Annotated in this window: 20 protein-coding genes; 8 read left to right on the plus strand and 12 right to left on the minus strand. The window is 68.3% G+C overall.

The annotated features are described in order from the left end of the window. Together H074_RS23395 and H074_RS23400 are read right to left on the minus strand one after the other, a co-directional pair. Window positions 1-1,728: an ABC transporter ATP-binding protein gene (locus H074_RS23395; protein ID WP_007032540.1), complete on the minus strand. Its 1,728-nt coding sequence runs from the start codon at window positions 1,726-1,728 to the stop codon at window positions 1-3. Then, window positions 1,725-3,350, minus strand: a complete 1,626-nt coding sequence (locus H074_RS23400; RefSeq protein WP_007032541.1) for an ABC transporter ATP-binding protein — start codon at window positions 3,348-3,350, stop codon at window positions 1,725-1,727. The genes H074_RS23395 and H074_RS23400 overlap by 4 nt, the downstream gene beginning before the upstream one ends. 119 nt (window positions 3,351-3,469) lie before the next feature. Between H074_RS23400 and purL the strand changes: the two genes are divergently transcribed. Next, window positions 3,470-5,752 (plus strand): phosphoribosylformylglycinamidine synthase subunit PurL, encoded by a 2,283-nt coding sequence (gene purL, locus H074_RS23405; protein ID WP_007032542.1) that lies wholly within the window; start codon window positions 3,470-3,472, stop codon window positions 5,750-5,752. A 36-nt stretch (window positions 5,753-5,788) separates the two neighbouring features. On the opposite strand, the gene H074_RS23410 is transcribed toward purL, so the two are convergent. The 6 genes from H074_RS23410 to H074_RS23435 all read right to left on the minus strand — a co-directional run bounded on the left by H074_RS23410 (window position 5,789) and on the right by H074_RS23435 (window position 11,362). Then, window positions 5,789-6,652: a hypothetical protein gene (locus H074_RS23410; RefSeq protein ID WP_007032543.1), complete on the minus strand. Its 864-nt coding sequence runs from the start codon at window positions 6,650-6,652 to the stop codon at window positions 5,789-5,791. Continuing rightward, complete coding sequence (locus tag H074_RS23415; protein WP_007032544.1) at window positions 6,652-7,758, minus strand: pentapeptide repeat-containing protein; 1,107 nt, start codon at window positions 7,756-7,758, stop codon at window positions 6,652-6,654. The genes H074_RS23410 and H074_RS23415 overlap by 1 nt, the downstream gene beginning before the upstream one ends. A gap of 4 nt (window positions 7,759-7,762) precedes the next feature. Beyond that, window positions 7,763-8,602, minus strand: a complete 840-nt coding sequence (locus tag H074_RS23420; protein ID WP_007032545.1) for a flagellar basal body-associated FliL family protein — start codon at window positions 8,600-8,602, stop codon at window positions 7,763-7,765. Window positions 8,603-8,777: 175 nt separating this feature from the next. Continuing rightward, on the minus strand, window positions 8,778-9,623 hold the full coding sequence (locus H074_RS23425) for a lysozyme (protein WP_039923179.1): 846 nt from the start codon (window positions 9,621-9,623) through the stop codon (window positions 8,778-8,780). Between the two features lie 192 nt (window positions 9,624-9,815). Then, window positions 9,816-10,631, minus strand: coding sequence for a lysozyme (locus tag H074_RS23430; protein ID WP_039923180.1), 816 nt, complete (start codon window positions 10,629-10,631; stop codon window positions 9,816-9,818). Window positions 10,632-10,735: 104 nt separating this feature from the next. Then, entirely contained in the window at window positions 10,736-11,362 is a 627-nt protein-coding gene (locus H074_RS23435; protein ID WP_007032548.1) for a type VII secretion system-associated protein, read from the minus strand. A 53-nt stretch (window positions 11,363-11,415) separates the two neighbouring features. Here H074_RS23435 and H074_RS23440 point away from each other — a divergent pair, with 53 nt between their 5' ends. After that, window positions 11,416-11,796 carry a sterol carrier family protein gene (locus H074_RS23440; protein WP_039923181.1) on the plus strand — a complete coding sequence of 127 codons (381 nt, stop codon included), beginning with the start codon at window positions 11,416-11,418 and terminating at the stop codon, window positions 11,794-11,796. Between the two features lie 53 nt (window positions 11,797-11,849). On the opposite strand, the gene H074_RS23445 is transcribed toward H074_RS23440, so the two are convergent. Beyond that, window positions 11,850-12,647 (minus strand): SAM-dependent methyltransferase, encoded by a 798-nt coding sequence (locus H074_RS23445; RefSeq protein WP_007032550.1) that lies wholly within the window; start codon window positions 12,645-12,647, stop codon window positions 11,850-11,852. 202 nt (window positions 12,648-12,849) lie between these two features. Here H074_RS23445 and H074_RS23450 point away from each other — a divergent pair, with 202 nt between their 5' ends. The 6 genes from H074_RS23450 to arfB all read left to right on the plus strand — a co-directional run bounded on the left by H074_RS23450 (window position 12,850) and on the right by arfB (window position 17,956). Then, window positions 12,850-13,728, plus strand: a complete 879-nt coding sequence (locus H074_RS23450) for a helix-turn-helix domain-containing protein (protein ID WP_007032551.1) — start codon at window positions 12,850-12,852, stop codon at window positions 13,726-13,728. Between the two features lie 293 nt (window positions 13,729-14,021). Further along, entirely contained in the window at window positions 14,022-14,261 is a 240-nt protein-coding gene (locus tag H074_RS23455) for a DUF397 domain-containing protein (RefSeq protein WP_039923225.1), read from the plus strand. Next, window positions 14,245-14,646, plus strand: coding sequence for a hypothetical protein (locus H074_RS23460; RefSeq protein WP_007032553.1), 402 nt, complete (start codon window positions 14,245-14,247; stop codon window positions 14,644-14,646). Before H074_RS23455 ends, H074_RS23460 begins: the two co-directional genes overlap by 17 nt. 205 nt (window positions 14,647-14,851) lie before the next feature. Continuing rightward, a complete protein-coding gene (purF, locus tag H074_RS23465) occupies window positions 14,852-16,390 on the plus strand; it encodes an amidophosphoribosyltransferase (protein ID WP_007032554.1) in 1,539 nt (512 codons plus the stop codon). Window positions 16,391-16,420: 30 nt separating this feature from the next. Beyond that, window positions 16,421-17,491, plus strand: a complete 1,071-nt coding sequence (gene purM, locus H074_RS23470; RefSeq protein WP_007032555.1) for a phosphoribosylformylglycinamidine cyclo-ligase — start codon at window positions 16,421-16,423, stop codon at window positions 17,489-17,491. 33 nt (window positions 17,492-17,524) lie between these two features. After that, the gene (gene arfB, locus H074_RS23475; protein ID WP_200865807.1) at window positions 17,525-17,956 is read left to right on the plus strand and encodes an alternative ribosome rescue aminoacyl-tRNA hydrolase ArfB; all 432 of its coding nucleotides are present in this window, start codon (window positions 17,525-17,527) and stop codon (window positions 17,954-17,956) included. Here the strand turns inward: arfB and H074_RS23480 are convergent. The 3 genes from H074_RS23480 to H074_RS23490 form a co-directional block, all read right to left on the minus strand. Continuing rightward, the gene (locus tag H074_RS23480) at window positions 17,945-18,703 is read right to left on the minus strand and encodes a GNAT family N-acetyltransferase (protein WP_007032557.1); all 759 of its coding nucleotides are present in this window, start codon (window positions 18,701-18,703) and stop codon (window positions 17,945-17,947) included. The two genes, arfB and H074_RS23480, sit on opposite strands and share 12 nt — an antisense overlap. A 178-nt stretch (window positions 18,704-18,881) precedes the next feature. Continuing rightward, window positions 18,882-19,532, minus strand: a complete 651-nt coding sequence (locus H074_RS23485) for a VanZ family protein (RefSeq protein ID WP_007032558.1) — start codon at window positions 19,530-19,532, stop codon at window positions 18,882-18,884. Window positions 19,533-19,754: 222 nt separating this feature from the next. Continuing rightward, complete coding sequence (locus H074_RS23490; protein ID WP_007032559.1) at window positions 19,755-20,654, minus strand: Gfo/Idh/MocA family protein; 900 nt, start codon at window positions 20,652-20,654, stop codon at window positions 19,755-19,757. Between the last annotated feature and the right edge of the window lie 56 nt (window positions 20,655-20,710).

Genomic DNA, 20,710 nt, shown 5'->3' on the forward strand with positions numbered 1-20,710 from the left:
TCAGGAGGCAGCGGCCACCAGGGCGGAGTAGGGGCCACCCGCCGCCATCAGCTCCGTGTGCGAACCCAGCTCGGTCACCCGGCCGCCCTCGATGACGGCGACCCGGTCCGCCGCGGCCGCCGTGTGCAGCCGGTGCGCGATCGCGATCACCGTGCGCCCTTCGAGCACCGCGCTCAGCGACCGCTCCAGCTCCCGCGCCGAACCCGTGTCCAGCAGCGACGTCGCCTCGTCCAGCACCAGCGTGTGCGGGTCGGCCAGCACGACCCGCGCCAGCGCGAGCTGCTGCGCCATCGCCGCCGGGACGGCGACCGCCCCGGCCCCGATCCGCGTGTCCAGCCCGTCCGGCAGGCCCGCCACCCACTCCGAAGCACCCACCGAGGCCAGCGCGGAAAGCAGCCGCGCGTCGGTCCAGTTCCCCGCGGGCAGCGTGAGGTTGTCCCGCAGCGTCCCCGCGAACACGTGCTGTTCCTGGGTCAGCAGCAGGACCTCGCCGCGCAGGACGTCGTCCGGCAAGTTCGACACCTCGGCGCCGCCGATCCGCACCGAGCCCGATGTCGGCGCCGACATCCCGGCCAGCAGCCGTCCCAGGGTCGACTTGCCGGCACCGGACGGCCCGACGATCGCCAGCCGTTCACCGGCGGGCACCCGCAGATCGACCCCGTGCAGCACCTCGCGGTCCGCGTTGTAGCCGAAGCGCACGTCGCGGACCTCGATGTCCTGTCCGCGCGGGGCCTCCGGCACCACAGCGGACTCCGGAGCGGGCCGTACACCCAGCAGCCGCCGTAGCGAGGCCCCGGCGACCTGCATGTCCGCGAGCCAGAACAGTGCTTCGTTCAGCGGACCGGTCATGACCTGCGAGTACAGCAGCATCGCGGTGATCGTGCCGAGCCCTTCCCAGCCGTTCGAGTAGGCGAGCAGGCCCAGTCCGAGCATCACCGGCACGGGCAGCACGTAGCTGATCTCCAGCGACGGGATCCACCGCATCTGCAGCGCCCGGATCTTGCGCTCGCCCAGCATCGACGCGTCGAGGCCGTCGTGCCCGGTCCGGATCCGGCGGCCGGTCAGGTTCAGCGCCTCGGCCGTCCGCGCGCCCTCCGCGGTCTCGTGCGTGGTGGACTGCAACTCGGACCACTTGTCCAGCATCCGCCGCATCACGTCCGGGATCCGCCGCTGGTACCAGATGTTCACCGGCACCAGCAGCGGCAGCGCGACCAGCAGGCCCAGCGCCAGGAACGGCGACGTGATCACCATCGCCACCACCGTGAACACCACCGTGACGGCGGCGATCAGGATCTCCGGCGCGCCGAACCGCACCGCGTGGTCGATCCGGCTCACGTCGGTGGTCGCCCGGCTGAGCAGGTCACCGGTGCCCGCGGCCTCGACCGTCCCGAGTGGCAGGTTCAGCGCGTTCCCGACGAACTCCTCGCGGTTGCGCGCCAGGATCCGCTCGCCGAACACCCGCGCGCGGAGCCGGGCCAAACCCTTGAACCACGCTTGCGCGCCCAGCACGACCACGAACGCGATCGCGAGGAGCGTGATCGTGGTGGTCGTCGTGCCTTCGACGACCTCGTCCACCAGCGCGCCCAGCAGTCGCGGCCCGGCCAGCCCGATCGCGGTCGCGACGCAGAACAGGCCGAGCATCACGGAGAACTCGCGTTTGTTGGCCCGCGCGGTCTCCTTGATCCAACGTCGAACGTCTTTCTTGTCCGCCAACGGCAGCTTTTTCATGCCGGTACTTTCATACTCACGACCACATCCGCCACATGTGTCCACAGTGGACTCTGGCTGAACACGACGGTGGTCTTGCCGCGCCGCAGCTTCGCGACGCGTTCGGTTATGCGGGCTTCGGTGTGCGCGTCGACGGCCGAGGTCGGTTCGTCGAGCAGCAGGACGTCGGCGTCGGTCGCCAGCGCGCGGGCCAGGTTCAGCCGCTGCCGCTGACCGCCGGAAACCTCACGTCCGCGTTCGCCGATCACCTCGTCGACGCCGTCGGGCAGCGCGTCCACGATGTCCTCGGCGTCCGCCGCGTACAGCGCTTCGGTGATCTCGACGTCACCAGGTTCGGTGGGGCTGACCTGTTCGCGCAGCACCCCGGAGAACCAGATGTCCTGGTTGTGCGCGAACACGACCCGCCGCCGCAGTTCGCCGAGGGCGACCCGGTCCACCGGAACCCCGCCGACCAGGGCAGGTTCACTCGGATCGGTGAACCGTGCCATCCGTGAAGCCACCGCTTCGGCGTCGGCTCCGACGTCGATGACGGTCAGTTTCCCGGCCTCGGCCTTGATCCCGGACGTCTTGTCGTACAGGTCCAGCGGGCCTTCCGGCAGCTGCACCGGATGCTCCGGCTCGGCGAGCGTGCGTTCGGTGGACAGCAGTTTGCACACCTTCCGCGCCGAGACCAGCGCCGCGCTCAGCACGCCCGCGAACTCGGTCGCCGTCGTCACCGGGATCACCAGGAACACCGAGACGCCGTAGAACGTGATCAGCTCGCCGACGCCGATGGTGCCGTCGATCGCCAGCCGCGCGCCCAGCCAGGTGATGACCACCGTGACCAGGCCCGGCAGCGCGACCTCCGCCGCCGAAAGCCATGCCTCGCTGCGTCCGACCTGGACACCGGCCGCCCGGACTTGCTGGCTGGAGCGGCGGAAGCGGTCGAGGAACTGCTTCTCGCCGCCGACACCGCGAAGGATCCGCAGACCGGAGACGATGTCCGCGGCCAGCGCGTTGACGTGGGTCTTCTCCTCGCGCTGCTTCGTCTGGCGCTTCTCCAGCGGCTTCAGCAGCGGGCCGATGCCCACCACCGCCAGCGGGACACCGATCAGCGCGACCACGCCGAGCAGCGGGGACGTCGTCAGCAGCGCCGCCGCGCACACGATGAACGCGATCAGCGAACCGAAGGCCCGCCCGAGCACCTCGAAGGAGTCACCGATCGGGTTGATGTCGCTGGTGGTGATCGCGACCACGTCACCCGTGGTGGTCGTGTCCCGCAGGTTCGCGCCCAGCTTCGCCGCGTGCTCGGTGGCGAGCCGCTGCGTCACCCCGGCGCCGTGGATCCAGCAGCCGTAGGACGCGAAATGCTGCACCGTGCCCGCGAGCGTCTGCGCGATCCCGAGCCCGGCGGCCGCCAGGCCCCAGAGCCAGACCGCGTCGCCGTCGCCGCGGCCGATCGCGTCGATACCCCGGCCGATCGCGACCGGCAGCAGGGCGATCGGCAGCGACCACAGCGCGCCACTGATCGCCGACACGGCGAGCAGTCCCGGGCGCGCGAACATCATCGTGACGAGGTACCGCCAGGCCGTCGGCTTGGCGGGCAGCCGCAGTCGCGGAAGGGGATATGTGGCGGAAAGCACGATTGTCGACGGTAAGCGGATCACCGTCGCGGGCGCGACCGATTTATCCGTGGGCGACCGAGAGGTGAACAACCCTCTCCCTTATTCTGGCGGCCGTGGCGAACCCTGAGGTTGACACCGTGACCAGCACCGTTGACACCACTCAACGCGCCGAGGCGACCCCCGAACTGACCCAGCCGTACGTCGAGCTCGGCCTCGCCGACGACGAGTACGCCCGGATCCGGGAGATCCTCGGCCGCCGTCCGACCGACGCCGAACTGGCGATGTACTCGGTGATGTGGAGCGAGCACTGCTCGTACAAGTCCTCGAAGAAGCACCTGCGCTACTTCGGCGAGACCGCCACTCCCGAGATGAAGGAGAAGATGCTCGCCGGCATCGGCGAGAACGCGGGCGTCGTCGACATCGGCGAGGGCTGGGCGGTCACCTTCAAGGTCGAGAGCCACAACCACCCGTCCTACGTGGAGCCGTACCAGGGTGCCGCGACCGGCGTCGGCGGCATCGTGCGCGACATCATGGCGATGGGCGCGCGCCCGCTCGCGGTGGCGGACGCGCTGCGCTTCGGCCCGGCGGACGCCCCCGACACCCGCCGTGTGCTGCCCGGTGTGGTCGCCGGCGTCGGCGGCTACGGCAACTGCCTCGGCCTGCCGAACATCGGCGGCGAGCTGGTGTTCGACCCGAGCTACTCCGGCAACCCGCTGGTCAACGCCCTGTGCGTCGGCGCGATGCGCGTCGAGGACCTGCACTTGGCGTTCGCCTCGGGCAAGGGCAACAAGATCATCCTGTTCGGCGCGCGCACCGGCCTCGACGGCATCGGCGGCGTGTCCGTGCTCGCCAGCGACACCTTCTCGGGTGACGAATCCTCGGGTGGCCGCAAGAAACTCCCGAGCGTCCAGGTCGGCGACCCCTTCACCGAGAAGGTGCTCATCGAGTGCTGCCTCGAACTGTTCGCCCAGAAGCTCGTCGTCGGCATCCAGGACCTCGGCGGCGCCGGGCTCTCCTGCGCGACGTCGGAGCTGGCGGCCGCCGGTGACGGCGGTATGCACATCTACCTCGACCGGGTTCCGTTGCGGGCCACCGGGATGACTCCGGCGGAGGTGCTCTCCAGCGAGTCGCAGGAGCGTATGTGCGCGGTCGTCTCGCCGGAGAACGTCGAGGCGTTCATGAAGGTCTGCGAGAAGTGGGACGTCATCGCCACCGACATCGGCGAGGTCACCGACGGCGAGCACCTGGTCATCACCTGGAACGACGAGGTCGTCGTCGACGTCCCGGCGCATACCGTGGCGCACCAGGGTCCGGTGTACGACCGCCCGATCCAGCGTCCGTCCACACAGGACGCTCTGCAGGCGGACACCTCGGCCAAGCTGCCGCGTCCGTCCACTTCGGACGAACTGCGCGCCGACATCCTCAAGCTGATCTCGTCGCCGAACCAGGCGTCGAAGGAATGGGTGACCTCCCAGTACGACCGCTACGTGCGCGGCAACACCGTGCTCGCGCAGCCGTCGGACTCCGGCGTCATCCGGATCGACGAGTCGACCGGCCGTGGTGTCGCCGTCTCGACCGACTGCAACAGCAAGTTCGTCTACCTCGACCCGTACGAGGGCGCGAAACTCGCGCTGGCCGAGGCGTACCGCAACGTCGCCACCAGTGGCGCGAAGCCGGTCGCGGTGTCGGACTGCCTGAACTTCGGCGCGCCGACCGACCCCGGCGTGATGTGGCAGTTCGAGCAGGCCGTGCACGGTCTGGCCGACGGCTGCGTCGAACTCGGCATCCCGGTCACCGGCGGCAACGTCAGCTTCTTCAACCAGACCGGTGACGTGGCCATCCTGCCGACCCCGGTGGTCGGCGTGCTCGGCGTGATCGACGACGTCACCCGCCGCATCCCGACCGGAATCGGCGCCGAGGCCGGGGAAACCCTGCTGCTGCTGGGCGAGACCCACGACGAGCTGGACGGTTCCGCCTGGGCACGCGAACTGCACGGCCACCTCGGCGGCCGCCCGCCGAAGGTCGACCTCGCCCGCGAGAAGCTGCTCGCCGACATCCTCATCGCCGGTTCCCGCGACGGCATGATCTCCGCCGCGCACGACATCTCCGACGGCGGCCTGATCCAGACGCTCGTCGAGACCGTCCTCATCGGACAGTGCGGCGCCCGCGTCTTCCTCGACGCGGAGCAGGACCCGTTCGTGCAGCTGTTCTCCGAGTCCGCGGGCCGGGTGCTGGTCGCCGTGCCGCGCACCGAGGAACTGCGGTTCACCGAAATGCTGACCGCGCGCGGCCTGCCGTGGCGCAAGACCGGTGTGGTGGACCCGGAGTCGGGCTCGCTCGAACTCCAGGGCATCACGGAGTTCACACTGGACGAGCTTCGGGAGACCTGGGAGCGCACGCTCCCCGCGCTCTTCGGCTGAAGACCTCGTGAGCGGTAAGGACGGTTAGAACCGTCCTTACCGCTCACGAGCCGGCAACGTCGAACCGGCCGGGAACTTCGCGCCCTCAAGCGAGGGCGGCTCCGCGAAGGTGGCCGTGCTGAAGTCGACAGGCGTCTCGACGACCGTGTTGTCCAGCGACACCTTCCGTTCGAAGCTCGCCCTCGTGAGCTCGAACTGGCCGTGGATCGTCACGTTCTCGAGCAGGAACTTCCCGGAAAGCCGGGCGTCGGTGAGGTCGAGATAGGTCAGCACCTCGCAGCGATCCGCACCGAACCAGCCGACCCGCCTGCCGAGCAACCCCAGCTTGTCGAGCCGGGCGTCGCTGAGGTTGAGCGAAAGCGTCGGCCCGGTGGTCCCGGCGTGGGGAAGGATGTCGCGGATCAGCCGCTCGGCCGCGCGTCGGACCAGCCGCTCGCGTTCCGCGGCCGCCTCGTCCTCCGGTTTCCACTTGTCGGTCTTCTTGCCGGCCGCGACATCGAACTTCGGATGCTCGAACGGCCGACGCAAGTAGGCGCACAACACGTCGAGCACCGTCTGCCGGTACTCCGGACGCGTCCTGGCCAGCCCCGCGAGCGAATGCATCGCCCCGACCCGCACCTGATCGGCCTCGTTGCCCAGCAGTTCGATCGACTTGGCGAAGCGCTCGTCGGAGATCCGGCTGCGCTCGATCTCGTGCCGGTCCTCTTCGGTACGCCGACGCCGGTCGTTGAGCCAGAGCCCGTAGAGCGCGGCGATCGCCCCGCCCGCCAGGGCGCCGGTCTTGAGCGCGTCGCCGCGGCTGGTCGCGCGATCCGTGAGCAGCCAGGCGGTGACCCCGACGAGCACCACGACCGAGGACAGCAACGTCCACAGCAACGGTGACTTGAGCAGGCGCCTCATCAGTCCTTCACCGTGAGCCGGGCACGGCCGTCCGGCAGGGTCTCGACGGACCAGCCCTCCGGGAGCAGGTGGTCCCTCGCCGGTTCCACCGACGTGTTGTACAGCGACACCGTGCCGGGCGGCTCACGGAAACTGAGGTCCCCGAAGCCCTCGAACCGCGCGCGGCGCAGATCCAGCGTCCCCTTGAACCCGGCGTCGGCGAAGACGGCGTCCTTCGTGAAAACGCTGTCCTTGAAGGACGTCTCGCCCGCGAACACCGTGCCGCGGAACTCGACGTCCTCGGAGAACTGCACCCCGCTGAACCACGCCCGCTGCTCGAACTTGGCCTCATTGCACCGGAAGAAGCCGATCTTCTTCTTGTCGGCCGTGCCCGCGCCAGTCAGGTACACCGGGCCGAGGAACAAGCAACCGGACAGATTGGTGCTGCTGTACAGACCGGCGTAGCGGAGCAACAGCTTGCCGATCTTCCGTTCCGAAAGATCGAAGTACTCCAGCACCGCGCCGGTCAAGTCGAGGTCGTACCCCGGCGTGCCTTCGGAATCCGCCGCCGGGAGCAGGTCCCCGATGAGCCGCTGGGCGGTCTGCCGCACCTGGAGTTCCTGCTCCTGCTTCGCGTCACCGCGCTCGGGCAGCTTGTTCCCGGAACGTTTCGCCTCTCCTTCGTACCGCGGATGCTCGAAGGGCCGCCGCAGGTACGAGCACAGGATGTCCAGCACGGTCTGCGTGTACACCTTGCGTCCGCGAGCCAGCCCGGCCAGCGCGTGCAGGGCCCCCACCCGCACCTGGTCGGCGTCGTGCCCGAGCAGTTCGACGGCCTTCGCGAACCGTTCGTCCGAGATCCGGTCCCGGTCCTGGTCGGCCCGCCGCAGTTCGAGTTCTTGCCGCTGTCGCTCGATCTCCTGCCGTCGCTCCTCGACGCGGCGCCGCCGGTCGTTGAGCCACAACGCGTACAGCGCGACGATGGCGCCCCCGGCGATGCCGCCGGTCTTCAGCGCCTCGCTGCGGCTGGTCGCCGCATCCGTCAGCAACCAGCCGCCGACCGCGAGCAGCAGTACGAGCGAGACGAAGAAGGTCCAGAGCAGTGGGGAGCGGAGCAACCGCTTCATTCGCTCAGAATACGAAGAAGTTGCGGACGCAGAAGGACTTGTCCGGATTGTCGTCCGAGGAGATCCCCGACCCGCTCACCTTCTTGCCCTTGACCGTGCCTTCGATGTCACCGGTGATGAACCCGTCGCCGATGCCGGCGGTCGAGGTGACCTCAAGCTGCGACGGCGCCGGGGCCATGATGTCGATCGAGTCGCCCATGGTCGCCTTCATGTCCTCGCAGACCAGTGCCAGCGCGCCCGCCTTGTCGCCGGCGCTCACCTTGGCCAGGAAGTCCTTGAGGTTCTGGATGCCCTTCGGGTTGCCCTCGGAGCCCGTGCCACCGCTTTCGGTGCTCTTCGGGCTGCTCTTGGGCGCGCTCGACTTCGGGCTGCTCTTCGGCGCGGAGGTCGGCGCCTTCTCCGACGACGACGCGGGCGGCGGCGCGGCCGTGTTGTTCCCCTCGTCCTTGCTGAGCAGGAAGCCCGGCGCGACGAACCCGGTGACGCCGAACGCGATCAGCACGACCAGGCCGATCACGATCCCGATGATCAGTCCGGTCTTGCTCTTCGACGGCGGAGCGGGCGGGCCGCCGAAGCCCTGCGGGTAACCCGGGTTGTTCGGGTCCCAGCCCTGCTGCTGCGCGTTCGGATCCCAGCCCTGCTGCGGCTGCTGCGGGTACTGCTGCGTCTGGTCCCAACCCTGCTGCGGCTGCTGCGGATACTGCTGGGTCTGGTCCCAGCCCTGCTGCTGTCCGTACTGCTGCGGCTGACCGTACTGCTGGGTCTGGTCCCAGCCACCCTGCTGCGGTTGCTGTCCCTGAGGGTCCTGGCCGTAGGGCTGGCCTGGCTGGGGTGGGTAGGTCATCGGTCTCGCCTTCCGTACTGGGGCCTGAGGCTTCAGATCAGACGACCGGCGGTCAGCGCTGGTTCCGGATCCGCCCGTGCCAGGGATTTCAGGGGCATTCTGCTCGGAAGGTACCTCGCGCGCGAAAACGGCTCCCGGCCGAGGCCGGGAGCCGCTTCTTCACGGAACGCGCAGCTCAGCCGTTGGCCAGTGCCTGCACGCGGTCGTAAGCGCCGTTGAAGGTGTTCTGGTCGAGCGGGCTGGAGGTGTACTGCCACACGGTGTAGTAGCTCCAGCCGTAGGGCAGCGTGCCCACGGTGGACGCGTAACGCGCGATCCACAGCGGGACCGTGCCACCGAAGTTCTGCGACGTGCCGACACAGGTGCTCCACCAGTTCGTCGAGGTGTAGATGACGGGCCAGCGGCCGGTGCGCTCCTTGTACCGATCATGGAACGCCCGGATCCACGCCCCCATGGAAGCCTGGCTCAGGCCGTAGCAGGTGGCGCCGTACGGGTTGTACTCCATGTCCAGCGCGCCCGGCAGGGTCTTGCCGTCCTTGGACCAGCCGCCGCCGTTGTTGACGAAGAAGTCCGCCTGCGCCGCGCCGCTCGAGACGTTCGGCAGGGCGAAGTGGTACGCGCCGCGGATGAAGCCCTTGTTGTAGGAACCGTTGTACTGCTGGGCGAAGTACGGGTTCTTGTAGCTCGTGCCTTCGGTGGCCTTCGTCCACACGAAGCGCTTGCCCTGGTTCCACCAGTAGTTCCAGTCGACGTTGCCCTGGTAGCTGGCCACGTCCATGCCCGCGACCGTCGCGAGCACCCCGACCTCCGGCTGCGGCTGGGCGGCCTTGGCCTTGGACTCGGGGGTGGAGGTGTCGCCTTCCACACGCCGGATCTGCGATCCGATCGTGTGGTCGTTCTGCTGGAGATCCTGTTCGATCGACATGATCTCGGGGGACGGGGCGGCCGATGCCTGGACCGTGCTGCTGAGCAGGAGCAGCGCGGAGCCGACGGCTATGGCGATTCTTCGGGAAGTGCGCATTACGACAATCCCTTCACGGATAACCCTCGCTGAGGACGGCTAACTTGCAGGTGGTAGCCGTCCGGGCACGATTGTTGACGACGAGTGCCGGGTTTGTCACTAACTTCCGTGAAATTGGTACTACGCGTGGGTGATTTTCATTTCCAAGTAGACCGGGTTATGTGATCTTGTAACGCCCACTCGGGTGAGCGTTCAGCCGATGGACAGCGCGTGCACGCGGTCGACCGTGCCGTTGAACCAGTTCTGGTCGCCGGGGAGGCTTCCCTTGTTCGAGAACTGCCAGATGGTCTGGGTCTTCCAGCTCGCCGGCAGCTCGCCGATCTCCGTGTTGTAGCGCGCGATCCACAGCGGGTTCTGCCAGAACACGTTGCTGTTGCCGGTGCAGCGCTTCCACCAGCTCGTCGACGTGTAGATCGCCGGATGCCGCCCTGTCCGCCACAGGTAGGTCTCGGCGAACGACGCCATCCACGCGACCATCTGCGCCGGAGTCTTGCCGTAACAGGTTTCGCCGTACGGGTTGTACTCGACGTCGAGCGCGCCCGGCAGCGTCTTGCCGTCGCGGGACCAGCCACCGCCGTGGTCGACGAAGTAGTGCGCCTGCGCGGCGCCGTCCGAGATGTCGGGACGTGCGAAGTGATACGCGCCGCGGATCAGGCCGACGTCGTACGAGCCGTTGTACTGCTGAGGAAACCGGGGATTGACGAAGCCGGTGCCCTCGGTGGCCTTCACGTAGACGAACTTCGCGCCGGTCCTGGCCGCGGCGGGCCAGTCGACGTCGCCTTGGTGGCCGCTGACGTCGTGGCCCAACGTCTGCGCTTCGCCGCCGTACAGCGGCCCCACCGACACGTTGACGCCTTCGTGCAGCGCGATCTGTGAACCGGCGTAGTGCTCCTCGGCCCCGTCGTATCTGGGCCCGCTCTCCCGTGCGACGGCGGGGGTCTGCGCGAGCAGCAAAACCCCCGCCGCGAGGACGGCTCCCCAGGCTTTTGAACACACTCTGCGACTCATCACGTCGTCACGATCCCCCGGGAAAAGGGAATCAGCGACTCGAACATCACCCGAAAGTGTGGCTAACAGCCTGAATAAATTGGGCCGAGTGGGTTAATGGAGTCCTACCGGCGCTCGTCCGAAAGGGCTTTGTCGAGGTGCTCCGAGGGGACGATCGCGGTGAGCCGGTCGTGGGGATTGATCGTCACGGGGTGCCCGGCGAGCAGCGGGACCATGTCCCGGCCCAGCACCGCGCGGGCGTGCGGCCACTCGCGCGGGACCAGCGACTTCGCCGTGTACGCCGGCACGAGCACCTTGCCGTCGGTGTTGTGGAAGCCGATCACCGTGCGCTGCACCGGGGAAAGGGCGTAGACGAACAGCGTCGAGTCGAGGATGACCCGCGGCAGGTCGGCGGCCGGGCGGTGGTTCGTGCGCACCAGCTGGAGCAGCTGCTCGAGCTCGTTGCGCGGCTCCGGGAAGCCGAGTGCCTTGGGCGAGGGGCGGTAACGGTCGTTGGGGTGGAAGTCCTCGACGATCTCGCCCCCGCCGTTCACCGGGTACGCGCCGACGACCGCCCAGGACGGCACCGGGCCGTCGGGGTCGAAGGCCTCGTCGATGACGTACAGCCAGCTGTTCGGGTTGGCCCTGGCGTTGGCGCGCATCTCGTCGGTGATCTTCGGCTTGCCCGGTTTCCGCTTGCCCGCCGGGCTCGACGCCAACCGATCCGCCTCGTCCCGCTGCGCCATCGCCATCCCCACGTTCCGGGTGCCTGAAGGTTTGTTCGCGCTCACTCTACTGTTCTCCCATGGCCTCTTCGCGTTCGGTCGACCCCGCTGAGTTACGAGCCGCGATCGCGGCGATTTCCCCCTGGTTGAGCGGATCCGGTCCGGATCCGGCCCGTCCCGAGCTGGCCGCGGCGGTGCGGCTGAGCCTGCGGACGCTGGCCGGGGACGCCCCGGGGAAGAGTGTCGAAGTGCGGGTGCCGCCGTTCGCGGCTGTGCAGTGTGTCGAAGGATTGCGGCATACACGCGGAACGCCGCCGAACGTCGTCGAAACGGATCCGCGCACCTGGTTGGAGCTGGCGACCGGGCTGCTCGGCTGGGCCGAGGCCGTCGAGTCGGGGCGGGTCTCCGCCTCCGGGAGCAGGGCCGATCTGGCCCGCTGGTTGCCCTTGGTCCGTTTGTGAAAGTCCCCTTCATCGCGAAGTTCGCGATGAAGGGGACTTCGAGGGCGAGCTTCCTACTTCTTGCGGCCGATGCCGCCCGAGATCGTCCGCTGAGCCGCGTTCAGCTCCTTGATCCGCGGGCCGTCCGGCCACCAGTCCACGCACAGCTTCACGCCGGGCTCGACCATCTCGAGGTCGTGGAACAGCTCCTCGATCTGGGCCTTCGTGCGGAAGGTGCCCGAGCCCATCGGGCTGTGGATGAAGAAGTCCTCCATCTTGCGGGCGGTCTCGGACAGCTCGTCCTCCGGATCGGAGAAGTGCGAGATCGCCACGTACGAACCCGACGGCAGCGCGTCGATGTACTTCTTCATGATCCGGGCAGGCGTTTCCCTCGGCCCGTTGTAGTGATGCAGCGTCCCGAGCTGCAGCAACGCGATCGGCTGCGTGAAGTCGATGTGCCGGAGGATGTCCGGGTTCTCCAGGATCCGCTCCGGCTCGAAGATGTCGTCCGAGACGAAGTGCGTGTTCTCGTTCTCTTCGAGCAGCGCGCGCCCGTGGGCGAGCACGACCGGGTCGTTGTCGACGTAGACGACCTTGATCTCCGGGTTGATGCGCTGCACGACCTGGTGCGTGTTCTCGGCCGTCGGCAGGCCGGATCCCAGGTCGAGGAACTGCGTGATGCCCGTCTGGCTGGCGAGGAACCGGCACGCGCGGATCAGGAAGCCGCGGTTCTCGGTCGCCAGATCCTGCGCTTCGGGAGCGGCCTGCTGGACCTTGCGCAGCACTTCCCTGTCGATCTCGTAGTTGTCCTTGCCGAGCAGGAAGGCGTCGTACACCCGGGCGATGCTGGCCCGGGTCGGGTCGACACCCACGGGCACTCGTTCCGTCCGGGTCGGGGCATCGGGCATCTTGAACCTCACAAAACTGTGTCGGAAGTCTCGGGCTCTACGTAGAGTAGGACCACGTACGCGGCGGGCAAACCGAACCATGCCTGTCGTGTCGAGGTCCAAACGTGTACTTTCAGTAATCGGCTAGTTCCCTGGTGAGTGTTGGCGTACGAAAGGTCCCCGGTCGATGAACGCGGTCACCCCGCCCGGCGGTGAGCAGTCCCTGGGTCCCACCGCGCGGCGGATGATCCTCGGCTCTCAGCTCCGCCGGATGCGTGAGGACGCGGGCATCACGCGCCAGGAGGCCGGCTACAGCATCCGGGGTTCCGAGTCGAAGATCAGCCGTCTCGAACTCGGCCGCGTCGGCTTCAAGGAACGCGACGTCGCCGATCTGCTGACCATGTACGGGATGACCGATCCCGGTGAGCGGCAGCAGTTCCTCGACATGGTCAAGGAGTCGAACGAGCCGGGTTGGTGGCGCCGCTACGGCGACCTGATGCCGAGCTGGTTCAACGACCTCGTCGGACTCGAAGAGGCCGCGGCCCGCATCCAGGTGTGGGAGCCGCTGTACGTCACGGGTCTGCTGCAGACCGAGGACTACGCGCGGGCGATCATGAGCCACGGCCGCAAGGACATGGTCAACGAGCAGATCGACCGCCGGGTCGCGCTGCGCATGCGGCGGCAGAAGATGCTGTCGCGGCCGGACGCGCCGCGGTTGTGGCTGGTGCTCGACGAGTCGGTGCTCCACCGGCCGATCGGCGACCGCGAGGTGCTGAAGGCACAGATCGACCACCTGCTGGAGATGATCCAGCAGCCGAACATCTCGGTCCAGATCCTTCCGTTCGACCGGAGCGGCTACTCCGCCGACAGCGCGTTCTCGCTGCTCAGGTTCGCGGAAGAGGAATTGCCGAACATCGCCTACACCGAGTACCTGACCGGCGCGCACTACATCGACAAGCGCGACGAGATCGAGCGGTACAGCCGGGCACTGGACATGCTCGCGGTCGACGCGGAGACGCCGGACCGCAGCCGCCAGATGCTGATGAAGCGCCGCGCCGAAATCTGAGCCGCTCACCGTTGTGGGGTCGCCCGCCGTCCCGAGGACGGCCGGGATTTTCTTGCACGCCCCGGCAAGCGCCTTGAAAAAGTGGCCACAAGTGGTAGTTGTTCACCCGTTGGAGACTGTGCTATTCACACTTTAGTGGGTCGGCCCCGGACCTGAGCCGTCACTGCACGCGAGTTCTGCAAAAACTTCTGCACGTGCATTTACCGCTGCAGGCACACGTGCTAACTTTGGATCACAGGCAAATGCACATGCAGATGCATCGCCCGAAGCTTCTGTCGGGGAAGGTGGGGACCATGGCTGAACAGTTCGACAACGGCATCCCGGCCGATCGTCTTACCGATGCGCAATGGCGCAAAGCGAGTTACAGCAACGCGATCGGCAACTGCGTCGAGGTGGCTCCGCTCGCGTCCGGTGAGATCGCGATGCGCAACTCGCGCTTCCCGACCGGGCCGGCCCTGATCTACACCCAGGCCGAGATGGCCGCGTTCCTCGCGGGCGCCAAGGACGGCGAATTCGATGATGTTCTCAGGTGACACCATCGCCGCGGAAATCACCGATATCGAAAGCGGCCTGCAGGAACTGATCCACCGCGGATACCAGTTCGTGCACCCGCGCGACGCGAACGGCGAGGTCATGGCCGTGGTCGGCGTGCGAGTCCACGACAACGTGGTCGACGTGGTCCGGCTCAACGCCGAGGACGACGTCGTCGCGACCCGCATGCCCGGGACCGAAGAGGACATCCTCGAGCCCGAGGTCTGGTTGTGGCGGTCCGCCGGCGACGCGGCGACGGTGCTGACGGAACTGCTCGCGCTTCCGGACGAGCGGACTCCCGGCGCGCTGTACCTCCCGGAGGCCGTGGCCAAAGGCTGCTGGGTCCCCGGCCGCGGCGGCACCTCCAAGTGGCTCGCCGCAGGCTGAGTGCTTCCTTGAACACAGTCGACCGCCTCTGTCGAGGGGGAGCGGTCGGCTGGTCGGGGGTCGTGAGTGCCGGGCCTTGACACCCGCTCGTCACTCACGGTCATCACCCGAAGCGTGTCCAGTGCCACTTCGCGCGGCGCGTTGATCTCCTGCTCACCGTTTACACTGGTGGCGGCCTGCCCTCTTTCTCCCTGGGAGCACCTCGGTGGTTTCCGACCCGTCCCTCGCCGGACAGCCCGTGACCGACCAGCCCGATCCGGAACCCCGCGAGGAATGCGGTGTCTTCGGCGTCTGGGCGCCCGGAGAAGAGGTCGCGAAGCTGACCTACTACGGGCTTTACGCACTTCAGCACCGCGGCCAGGAAGCGGCCGGCATCTCCGTCTCCGACGGTTCGCAGATCGTCGTCTTCAAGGATCTCGGCCTGGTCAGCCAGGTGTTCGACGAGCAGGTCCTGCAGTCGCTGCAGGGACACATCGCCGTCGGCCACTGCCGCTACTCGACCACCGGTGCGACCATCTGGGAGAACGCGCAGCCGATCTTCCGCACCACCGCCACCGGCAGCGGATTGTCCTTCGCGCACAACGGGAACCTCGTCAACACCGCCGAACTGCGGGATCGCACGGTCGAAGCCGGGCTCAAGCCGCACGCGGGCCTGACCGGTTCGTCCAGCGACTCCGACCTGGTGTGCGGGCTGCTCGCGGCCAACGCCGCCGACAAGGGCATCGAAGCCGCCGCGCTGGAACTGCTGCCCACCCTCAAGGGCGCGTTCTGCCTGGTCTTCGCCGACGAGTCCACCCTGTATGCCGCGCGTGACCCGCACGGGGTGCACCCGCTGGTACTCGGCAGGCTCGAACGTGGCTGGGTCGTCGCGAGCGAGACGGCCGCGCTGGACATCTGCGGTGCGTCGTTCGTCCGCGAGGTCGAGCCCGGTGAGCTCATCGCGATCGACGCCGAGGGCCTGCGTTCCTCGCGGTTCGCGAACCCCGAGCCCAAGGGCTGTGTCTTCGAGTACGTCTACCTCGCGCGCCCCGACACCTCGATCGCCGGCCGCAGCGTGCACGCCACCCGCGTCGAGATCGGCCGCAAACTCGCCGCCGAGCATCCGGCCGACGCCGACCTGGTCATGCCGGTGCCCGAATCCGGCACCCCGGCCGCCATCGGTTACGCGCAGGGCTCCGGCATCCCCTACGGCACCGGCCTGGTGAAGAACGCCTACGTCGGCCGCACCTTCATCCAGCCCTCGCAGACGATCCGCCAGCTGGGCATCCGGTTGAAGCTGAACCCGCTGCGCGACGTCATCCGCGGCAAGCGGCTCGTCGTGGTCGACGACTCCATCGTCCGCGGCAACACCCAGCGCGCGCTGGTCCGCATGCTGCGGGAGGCGGGCGCGCTCGAGGTGCACGTCCGGATCGCGTCACCGCCCGTCCGCTGGCCGTGCTTCTACGGGATCGACTTCGCCTCCCGCGCCGAACTGGTGGCCAACGGCGTCGACCTCGACGGCATCCGCCGCTCCATCGGCGCGGACACCCTGGGCTACATCTCCCTGGACGGACTGGTCGCGGCTTCGGAGCAGCCGAAGTCGCGGTTGTGCACCGCTTGCTTCTCCGGCGAATACCCGATCGCGCTGCCCGAAGACGCGCTGATCGGGAAGCACCTGCTGGAAAGCCTGGACTCGGTCAATGGCGCGGCGAAGCCCGTCAGCCCTGCCGGGTACGGTGCTGAGGACGCCATCCGGCGTCCCTAGACCTCTCTTCCAGAGTTGGAGTCCGCTTCCGTGAGCGAGTCCACGAGCGCCACGTACGCCGCCGCCGGCGTCAGCATCGACGCCGGTGACAAAGCCGTCGAGCTGCTCAAACCGCACGCCGAGAGGGCCACGAGGCCCGAGGTGATGGGCGGAGTCGGCGGCTTCGCCGGGCTGTTCTCCTTGAAGCTGGACAAGTGGAAAGAGCCGGTGCTGGCCTCGTCGACCGACGGGGTCGGCACCAAGATCGCCGTCGCGCAGGCGCTCGACAAGCACGACACGGTCGGCATCGACCTGGTCGCGATGGTCGTCGACGACCTGGTCGTCACCGGCGCCGAACCGCTGTTCATGCAGGACTACATCGCCGTCGGCAAGGTCGTGCCGGAGAAGATCGCGGCACTGGTCGGCGGCATCGCCGAGGGCTGTGTCCAGGCGGGTTGCGCGCTGCTCGGCGGCGAGACCGCGGAGCACCCCGGCCTGATGGGCGAGCACGACTACGACCTCTCGGGCACCGGTATCGGCGTCGTCGAAGCGTCGAACGTGCTCGGCCCGGAGCGGGTCCGCCCCGGTGACGTCGTCCTCGCGCTCGGTTCCTCCGGCCTGCACTCCAACGGGTATTCGCTCGCCCGGCACGTGCTGCTGGACATCGCGCGCATGCCGCTCGACGGGCACGTCGAGGAGTTCGGCCGCTCGCTGGGCGAGGAGATGCTGGAGCCGACCAGGATCTACGCGAAGGACTGCCTCGCGCTGGCGGCCGAGGCCGACGTACGCACGTTCGCGCACGTCACCGGCGGCGGCCTGGAGCAGAACCTCGCCCGCGTCATGCCGCGCGGCCTGGTCGCGCGGCTCGAACGCGGCACGTGGACCCCGGCACCGGTGTTCGCGTTGATCGGCCACCGCGGCAAGGTCGAGCGCGCCGAACTGGAGAAGACGTTCAACATGGGCGTCGGCATGGTCGCGATCGTCGGCCCCGACGACGTCGACCGGGCGCTGGCGATGCTGACCGCGCGGCACGTGCCGGCGTGGATCCTCGGCGACGTGCAGCCGGCGGAAGACCCGGACGGCCCGCGCGCCGTGCTGTCGGGTGACCACCCGCGATTCTGAAATCGGCTTGGGCCCGGGTGACACACTGGACCCGTGGCTGATGACGTGGTGGTCGGCACCCGGTTCGTGATCCCGGGCGCCGAATTGAGCGAACGGTTCTCCCGGTCGTCGGGTCCGGGTGGGCAGGGCGTGAACACCACGGACTCGCGGGTCGAACTGTCCTTCGACGTGGCCGGTTCGGCTTCCGTCCCGGAACATCTCCGGGCGCGGATGCTGGACCGGCTTTCGTCGCGGCTGGTCGACGGGGTCGTCACGATCACCGCGTCCGAACACCGCTCCCAGCTGATGAACCGGGAAGCCGCGCGGGCGCGGCTGGTGACGCTGCTGCTGGACGCGTCGGCGCCTCCGGCAGCCGAGCGGCGCCCCACCAAACCTTCGCGAGGTTCGAAGGAACGCCGCCTGGCCTCGAAGAAGCGCCGCGGCGAGGTCAAGAAGTCCCGCCGCGGCGGCTACTCAGATGATTGACAGGTGCACGCACTCGGCCGCGGTCTTGAACCCGACCCGGCCGTAGACGCGTTCCGCCTGCCCGGCGCCCGGCGTCAAGAACACCGACCTGCCACCGCGCGCGTGGGCTTCACGCGTCAGGTACTCCGTCATCGCCGCGGCGATCCCGCGGCTCCGGTACCCCTCGAGCACCCCGATCCCGGCGATCTCGGTCGCGCCGTCGAGGATCGCGGTCGCGACCCCGCCACCGACGACCTCGCCGGTTTCGCCGACGGCCATCACCGACATGGTCTCGCCGCTCAGCTGATCCGGCGACGGGTCGAGGTGCTGATCGGGATCGGTCTCCCCGAACGCCACGTTCTGCGCCCGGATCATCTGCCGGAGTTCGCCGTCGGTCTTCGGGGTGACCAGGCTGATCCCGGCCGGTTCCGGCTGTCCGACGACCTGCCCCGGAGTGCAGATCATCAGCGGGACCCGCCGCTCCAGGCTGTAACCGCACTCGACGAGCACGGCTTCGGCTGCCGGCACCGCTTCGGTGAGGAACTCCAGACGCGGCACGAGTCCGCGCCCGCGGAACGCCTCGGTGAGCGCGGCGACGTCGTCCTTGGTGGGGACGGCGCCGTCGTCAGGGATGGCGTAGTTGAGGAAGGGGCTGCCGGCCTCGAGGTAGTACGTGGCCAGGAACGGCCCGATCCGCTCGGTTTCGCGGAATTTCGCCGCGGTGACGCGGATGTAGGACTGCAGACTACGAATCGTCTCGGAAAGCACTGGTTGGAAAGCCTTTCGGGCAAGAAGGAGGGACGCACGGGAGGATCCGCGTGCGTGGTGGAGCTGGCGTGTGCGCCGGCTAGCTCGTGCCGACGCCACCGAAGGCGTCAGGCATGAGGCATCCCTCTTCTCGGTACGTAGGGCTTTCGCGATCACTCTCGCACGACGGTCAACCGGTTTACCTCCGCTGCGGATGCGCGATGCTCGAATACCGTTCGTCCCACACCGATCTCGGGACCCGCAGCCGGACAGGGGCGTCGCACACCCGCCGGACCTGCGCCGGGATCTTCACCGGCGGCCGGACGTCCAAGCGGTGCCACAGACGTTTGCTCAACGCGGCGCCCGCCACGGCGCCCAAGGTGTTCAGCAAGATGTCGTCGGCCGAGGTCACCCGGCCGGCCTGGATCAGATATTGCGTACCCTCCACGAGCACCGAGACGGTCAGCGCGCCCAGCGCGATCCGGCCCAGAGACCGCAGACGGCGGGACCGCACCGGGAGCAGGGCGCCGAGCGGGCTCAGCATGAGGACGTTGCCCAGCGCCTGCCAGAGATTGCCGCTGTCGGTCAGGGCGAGGCGGAGGTCGGCGCCGGGTTCGAGGTTCAGCCTGCTGCCCTGTGTGCCGGTCATCGGCATCGTGACCAGGCACAACACCAGGAAACAAACCAGCGCGAGCGTCATGTCGACGGCGGCCGTCGCCGACGCGGAAAAGCGGTCGGCCCGTCTTCGCCGTCGATGCGCCGCGAGGAGCGGCCACCCGAGCAAAGCGTACGGAATCGCGGTGATCGTCAACGGGATCATCCCGCCGAAAGCGCGGAGCAGCTCACCCATGGCCTTCCTTTCCGGAGCGCCCAAGATCACCTTCGCATCACAAGATCGACTCGGCATGACGGAGCGACCGCACTATGAGGTGATCTTTTCCGGTGGCGGAAAAGGTTTTCCCATGCTCATGACCGTCCACAAAGGAACCTGTGGACAAACCTGTGGACGACCGCGAAGTAACCGGAAGAAGGCGTTATCGCACAAGGAAAAGTCTTGTGGGTGACCTGTGTACTACTTGCCGTGTCCGGCGAGTTCCCGCGCGTGTTCTAGTAGCTTCTGCAGGTGCAGTCCGCGACGCACGTCACACGGGTGCGAGGTCGTCCCGCTCGCGGCCATCGCGGCGAAATCGTCCAGGAGCGCGGTGTACGACTCGCCTGCCGAACCCGGCTTCCGTCCCAAAGTGCGGTAACCGTGCTCGCCGTAAACGGCCACTTCGACGACCGTCGGCTGGATCGGCAGCCGCAGCGACAGGGTCGCCGTACTGGTCGCGCCACCCTCGTGGGCTAACAGCAACTGCCACAGATCGTCATCGGTCCGATTCGCGGCGAGCACGTCGGTGATCTCACCGAGCGCCGCGTCCAGCAGATCGAGGGCGTGCGGACCGATGTCGGCGAGCGCGCCGGAGTCGTGCCGCCACGCCGAGGACTGGTACTGCCCGCCGAGCAGCGCACCCGAAAGCCACCGGGCTCCGCCACCCCGCCAGCCACCCGCTTGCTTGATGCCGTCGAGCCACTCGCGGGTCATCGGCGAGAAACGCAAGATCAGGACCACGAGAGCCGCGACGCCGGCGGCCTCCACCGCGTCCGCGAGCCGCCGCGCGCCGTCGAGGTCGGCGGCGATCGGCTTCTCCAAGATCAGATGCTTGCCCGCTTCGGCCGCCTTGACCGCCAGCTCCGCCTGAACGGCGGGCGGCACCGCGAACGCGACCGCGTCCACCTGGTCGAGCAGCTCTTCGAAACTGTCGGCGGCTTGGGCGCCATGCGCCTCGGCCAGCTCCTTCGCGGCCTCAGGACGCCTGGTCCAGACCGCGCGCAACGTCATTCCGGGGTGATCGGCGAGACCTGGCGCGTGCACCGTCTTCGCCCACGGACCGGCACCGACCAGACCCGCGCGCAGCTGTCCCTGTCCCACGGTCGCAAGTCTAGGTGTGCCACCTGCCGGCCCGGCTCCGACCACCCCGCAATTAG

The sequence above is a fragment of the Amycolatopsis decaplanina DSM 44594 genome (assembly GCF_000342005.1).
GTDB classification, from domain to species: domain Bacteria; phylum Actinomycetota; class Actinomycetes; order Mycobacteriales; family Pseudonocardiaceae; genus Amycolatopsis; species Amycolatopsis decaplanina.